Origin of the sequence: Synechocystis sp. FACHB-383 (assembly GCF_014698605.1) — a bacterium.
Taxonomy (GTDB): Bacteria; Cyanobacteriota; Cyanobacteriia; order Cyanobacteriales; family Microcystaceae; genus Synechocystis; species Synechocystis salina.
This window is the reverse complement of sequence record NZ_JACJTJ010000004.1, coordinates 1-6998: the sequence shown is the minus strand read 5'-3', so window position 1 is coordinate 6998 and position 6998 is coordinate 1. Positions and strand designations below refer to the sequence as shown.

1 protein-coding gene is annotated in these 6998 nt (G+C 46.4%); it reads left to right on the top strand.

Annotation, left to right across the window (positions count from 1 at the left end):
• On the top strand, positions 1–6998 hold a 6998-nt coding region (locus H6G45_RS00060), incomplete at both ends, for a LamG-like jellyroll fold domain-containing protein (RefSeq protein ID WP_190595442.1).

The window sequence follows — 6998 nt, the reverse complement described above, 5'->3', positions numbered from 1 at the left end:
ATATTTATTATTCAGTTTTAGGCCCGGATAATCAATGGAGTTTGGCCCAACCGATCGCCGCAGTGCAAACTGGCCAGGATCAAAAAGTGACGTTGGGGGCGGGGCCCAATGGGCAATTGCTTGCCGCTTGGTTAAATACCCAACAGCAGAGTAATGGTAATACTTCAACCACCGTTTACTGGTCAAGTTTTAATGGTACTAGTTGGACCACTCCCCAGACACTCCTCTCGGAAATTTCCCCAGATGCCTTTACGGAACTGAATATCAGCACCATTAATGGTCAACCTGCCATTTTTTGGACAGAAAGCCAACCTGCTTCCTACAGCAATCTCATAGTGGAGCAAGATCCCGTTGTTTATCTACGTCTAGGGGAACTGAGTGGCACAACGGCAATTAATGAAGGGCAATCTGGGCCTAGTTTTAACGGTAACTACAGTGGCAATTTCACCCTTAATCAAATTGGGGCCTTGGAAGACACCACAAACAATTCTGGTGATCCCAATCCTGCGGTCTTGTTCAATGGCGGCGGCGTGACCCTTGACGCGGCAATTCCAGTTTCCATTCAGGGATTTTCGGTGGAATTCTGGTTTAAATTACCGAGCGACAATGCCATACCCAACCTGGTGTCCATGGCGGATGTTTTTCTCTTTACCGTCAACGATACGCAGTTAAAGTTCAGCCTAGACAATACTGGTAATTCAACAATTGCGACCACCCAGCCCTTGGATACTGATGCCTGGTACTACGTGGTCGGCACCTATGACGGTTCCCAAGACATTCTCTCCCTATACCTAGATGGTGAGTTAGTGGGGAGTTTGGACAATGTCAGTTTTGGCAATTTACCCCAATCCGGCACGCTGGCAGTGGCGGGTCAGGGGGGATCGGTTTATGTCGATGAAGTCGCCTTCTATAACTCGGTGCTTTCCTACGTTCCCAGCAGTGCTGGTTTAACCGCATCTAACATCACTGAATTTACGGGCAATCAATTTCTGGATGGAGCTTTAGGTACTAACGAAATTGGCAATCGTTTCAATGCCCAATATGTTGATCCTGTGCCGGCCGGGCCAGAGGCTTACTACAGTGTTTGGAATCCCACCACTAATAGCTGGCAGTTAAATGGTCAAATTGAGCCGATTCCCACCATTACCCCCACCACTTTGAGTGATGCCAATTTCCCGATTTGGGATATTGTCGCGGCCACAGGCTCCCCCGCAGGCACAGAAATTTTCCCCAATGGTAAAGCCGATAGCATTTTCCAAATTAATCTGACTGGCGAACAAGGTCGGGAAATTACAGGGATTGATCTCACAGTTCCTGGCACTGGTTTGCGTTGGGGAGTGGGTCAAAATGGTGATGGCAAGGCCATCGGTGGCTTCCAAGTCGGGGTTATCTTAGGCGAAACTGTGCCCAATAATGGTCAGCTCACGTTTGCGGATGGTACGACCCTGCTCAATAGCCTTAATCCGGCCCTTTCTGGATTAAACCATCGGGTGATGGGGGCAACCGAAACCCTGAGTTTGTTTATTGATGAAACTGGCAATACCTTCTCCGCAACGCCGACGGTGACGGTCTATTTCAAAGATGGTAGTAGCGTTACGCCCCAGGTTAGCTCTATTCGTAATCAAGGGGGAACGGTTCCTGCCAAAGGTACCAATGATTTAGGAACGGAAGTGTTGGGCATTGCCACCATAACCGAAGCCAATGATGCGTCCTTAGCCAACATTGACAGCGGCTTTGTCATTAACACCAATAATCCGGCGATCGCCGCTGAGCTTGCTAGTGGCTTTAAGGCAGATGGCAGTTTAGCCTATGTTGCGGTGGGTAATCGGGGTTATACCGACAGTGCCGGCAATTTGGTCAGTGGTGGCACCATTCAAATCCTATTTGCCGGTGGCAGTGTTTTGAACGGGACAGAGAGTAATCCCCTCACCACAACGGATTTATCGGGTAATCCGGGGGGAGTTTTAATCACCGGTATTGCTGATGGTAGCGTCCTCAATGGTGGCATATCTATGAGCTTAGCCACAGGAGATATTGATGGAGATGGCATAGACGATTTGGTAATTGGGGATGCCAATGCCAATGGTGGAGATGGTGTGATTTATGTCATTAAGGGGAGTTACCTCACCAGTAACCCTGGGGCCACCATTGATGTTACTAAGTTAACTTCTGCCATGGGCTATGGGATCAATCCTGCCATTGCTTCTGCCCAAGCAGGATTTTCCGTCGTTGTGGGCAATTTTGATGGAGATGGGAAATATACCCGTAATGACATTGCCTTCGGTGCCCCTGGGGTCGGCAACGGTGGGGCTGTCTATATCGCTTACAACGGCAGTACATCGTTCACGAAAGTTTACCAAGGGACTTCGTTGAATCAGGTGGGTGAGCGGGCGGGATTTGCTTTAGGGGTTTCCCATTATTCACCAGGGAATCCCACCACATTCACCGGTAGTAAATCCAGCGATGACCTCTTCATCGGTGCGCCAGCCTATCAACTGGAAGTTAACAATCAATGGAAAGGGAAAGGAGGGCTACCGTCGGGCAGTCAATCGTTGTATAAAGACTCAGCACCAATTGCAGTGGGAGCCGTTCATGTTTTTTCCAGTAGTAGTAAAGGCTTGGCTCCCTGGGGAACCTATACAGGCCCCAATATTCCTGCTGCCAATGGAGTGGGGGCCAACTATTTGGCCGGAGCGGCGATCGCCTCTGAAGATTTGGATGGGGATGGACGTCAGGACTTAGCCATTGCAGCCACCGGAGTCAATGCCAGTGCCGGGGCAGTTTATGTCATCAGTGGTAGCAAAGCGACCTCAACAACATCCCTACAAACATTAAACGAGGTCAGCAACCTTATTGTTAATGGTTCTATCTCCAACGGTCAGGCCGGCACCATCATCACTAGCCCCGGCGATCTCAATGGGGATGGCTATCAGGATTTTCTCATCACCGCTCCCCAGGCTGGCAATGGCACAGGTCAAAGTTATTTGTTATTTGGCCCCCTCAATTTAGATGCGGTCGGAACCCTATTCGACCTCGGTGTCACCAGCCAGGATAAAACCTTCTTGCTCAACGGCAGTCTGCCCTATCAACTTGCGGGAGCGGCGGCCACTGGGTTGGGAAATATTACCGGAAAAACGGGAAGCAATGGAAAAATTGATAGTTTGCTATTAACGGCTCCCAATGCCCAACAGGCCTATGCCGTTTATGGTCAATCCTACTTGGAGGACGATGGCAGTATTAAGTTGGCAAATATTGCCTCTGATAATGGCTTTGTCATTGATGGCAATAGCTTTAGCACCTTCAATGTTGTTAATCCTGCGATCCCTGACCAATCAACCGATTTAATGCCCTCCTTGGTGAGTTATCAAGGCACCTTGTACATGGCGGTAAAAGGGTCGGGAAATGATCCAAATATTTATATAACCACGAGTACTGATGGCGGAAAAACTTGGAGCGATGCAATCGTGGCGATCGCCAATGCCACTAACTTCTCACCGTCCCTAGCTGTTTACAATGACGTACTCTATTTGGCCTACACGGGCTTAGATCCCCAACTCAATGTTCTTTACAGCACCGATGAAGGACAAAGCTGGAGTCCGCAGTATGCCATTGGGCAAGCTTCCAACAATGCTCCCACATTAGTGGTTTACCAAGACAAGCTGTTCACTTTCTTTACTGCTAATAATCAAACCGACAGTATTCTCTACATTTATTCTGATAATCCCCAAGCGAGTAACTCTTGGTCTTCAGACTTTCCCGTAACATTTAGCGGAGGCAATCAAATCAGCCCCAACGCCGTCAGCGCCACTGTCTTTGACGGAGCCCTTTATCTTGCCTACCAAACAGGCACCCAAAGCAGTCCGGGTAATACCCTTGATATTACTTCAACCGATGGGACGGATTTAAGCAATTTATCGTGGGCACTTTCTTCCATCCCCAATATTGTCTCCAATCAATCGCCCGGATTGACTACAGATGGTAAAACCCTCTATTTAACTCATACCACCGGATATACTCTGGCTTTAACAGGGTCTGGTAGCTTAGTGCTTTTATCACCTACAGGAGAGCAAGTATGGGCTGCCACCGATAGCAACAACCAGATTATCACTGGGGCAAAGCAGGCTATCCTGCAAGGTGATGGTAACTTTGTCCTTTATAGTGAGCTCAACGAAGATCCAGCAAATGCACTGTGGGCGACGAGGACAAATGTCGGTAGCGTCAATTATCTTCAGTTGGGCAGTGATGGGGGACTCTACATTATTGATGCCAATTCAAACAATGTTCTTGTCACGCTTTACGACAACAACGGCACCACCAATCCTGCAAATAGCAGTAACAACAAATTAGAAGAAGGAAGCTATCTTTTATTAGGGCAGGAGTTTCAGTCAGGCAATGGTTTTCTTAGCGTTTATGAAGGAGTCGGAACAGGAGAGCCTCTTTGGACAACCACTGAAATTTCCAGTAGTAGCAACTATGCTCCATCTCCAACGATTGTCAATAATCAACTCTACCTAGTCAATTCTACCGCTAACAACGGTTATCAGGTTTTAGAAACTTCTCTACCACCCCTTAGTTCGATCGCCAATAACGGCAGTATTGTCCGCATGTTAGGCGATATTAACGGTGACGGGTTTGCTGACGTTTTTTCAGGGGGAAGCAATGCTGGGGTGATCATCTTTGGGGATAGCACCAAAGATCTGTTAACTGAAGCGAGTGGCAGCGATGACCTAATCATCACCGTCCAAGGTGCCGACATTAAAGACGTAATTAGTATTGGTGACTATAACGGCGATGGCTTACAAGATTTTGCCGTTATCGACAGTAATCAAAACTTTTATTTAGTGTTAGGGAGTCAAAGCTTAAGCTCGGAGGGGCAAATACAATTAAATCAATCAAATATTTCTCTGAGTAATATTAAGTCTCAGTTTTCAATCGGAGATTACAACGGAGACGGCTATGATGATCTTGTTTTAGATGTAGATGATTCGTCCCAAGGCTATACTATCTATTTAGGAAATCCAAATAATAATTTCAGTCCATCTCGCGGGCTAGGGATTCCGGACATATTTACTGCAACTTTTGCAGGCATTGATATTAATGGAAGTGGTCAAGATAATTTGATTTGGAGTGTTGGCGGAAAAAGCTTTGCGGTTGTCCCTGAAGGCGTAGAAATCACTATTTCTGATATAGATGGCATACAACAACTAGAGAATATTGGCGACTTTAATGGGGATGGCATTGAAGATTTAGCCGTTCTTGTAGAGGGGTATGTTGATGGAGTGAGTGGCAAATATCCTCAAGCAGTGCTCATTTATTATGGTGATGCTACCGGGTGGACAAATACACTAAAACCAACTTTGTTTTTTGGTGTACTTGATGATCCTTCTATTCAACTTTCAACACTGGCAAAGGCTGGGGATGTCAATGGCGACGGCTTTGATGATTTATTAGTAAGCACGTCTAACTCCAATAATAATCAGGGCAGTGTTTTTGTTGTTTTTGGAGGAAATAGTAGTCTTTGGATGCCGACCCCAGATAATACCAATGTTCCTCTTCCTCTCGATGGTCTCAGCGGTTCCTATGGTTTTGTTATTGAAGGACTCCCAAATTCCGAAGCAGGAACCTCGATTAGTGGGGGAGGCGATGTTAATGGGGATGGCTTCGATGACTTCACAATTGGAGCTCCCGGTAACAACGATGAGCTAAGTTATGTTCTCTTTGGCAGTGACTTTAATCAGACCGTCAACCAAACCAGCACCATCGGCGATGATGTCATGCTCGGCACCCCGACAGGAGAAAGCTTTGTGGCCGGGCAAGGCGATGACCAAATCTATACTAATGGGGGTTTAGATGTAGTTTATGCCGGCCCTGGAGATGACTTTGTTTCCGTCACCGATACCTACTTCCGTCGCTTAGATGGCGGGACAGGATTTGATGTGCTCGAACTCCACGGCTACAACGATCAAGATTGGGATCTAACAAAACTCTCTCCTGGGGTCAGACTCCAAAATTTTGAAGCATTGGATATTCGTAACTATGGAGCCAATAAAATCACCTTAAATGCCCTCACAGTTACAAATCTTTCTGAAGATAATACGATTACAGTCTTAACCGATGGTGAAGATACTGTTGAATTAAGCTCTGATTTCCAATTTAATGGGTTAGTTTATCAAGCCAATCAAAAATTTGCGGAATATGTCTCTAAGCAATCTGCTGCGACAGTATTGGTCAATCGGTCTGCTCAGTATCAACTACTGTTAAATACCGTCGGCAGCCTAGTCTTACTTTCTCCCACAGGTGAACAACTCTGGGCCGCAGAAAATAGCGGTCAAGTGGTTACTGGTGCAACCGACGCGGTTATTCAAAATAGCGATGGCAATTTTGTCCTTTACAAAGAAGAGGGAAATGGTCAACGCACTGTCCTTTGGGCAACTGGTACAAACCCTAATCGCAATGACTATGTTCAGTTGGGCGATGATGGCGGACTCTATGTTATTTCCGAGTCAGGGGAGGTTTTAAAAACCCTTTATGACAATAATGGAATGACCAATCCTAAAAATGACAATAATAGTAAACTCTTAGCTAGTGAAAATCAACAATTATTCAACGGTGAATCCCTCTCGTCTCCCTTGTTTGCAAATGTGATTTTTGGTGCACCGGAGACAAATCATCCTGAGCCAATATTGTTATCAAAAGAGATTAATCCACAGCAGGATTTCGCGCCGACAACGACTTCGTCACAATCAACAGAAAATAAAAAACCCACTGCTAACGATTCAAATGCCCCCACTCAATTATTTGTTACCAGTCCCCGGGGTTCGGAAAGCTTAGGCGCAGTTGACTTCACCATCGAACGAACCGGAGATTTAGACAAATATGTTTTAGTTAGTTATCTGACTCAAGATGGTGACGGCAAGGCCGGTAATCGCTATTTACCAGTGGCGGGACAACTAATATTTAGCCCAGGGGAAACCAGTAAAACAGTCACAGTTGAAATT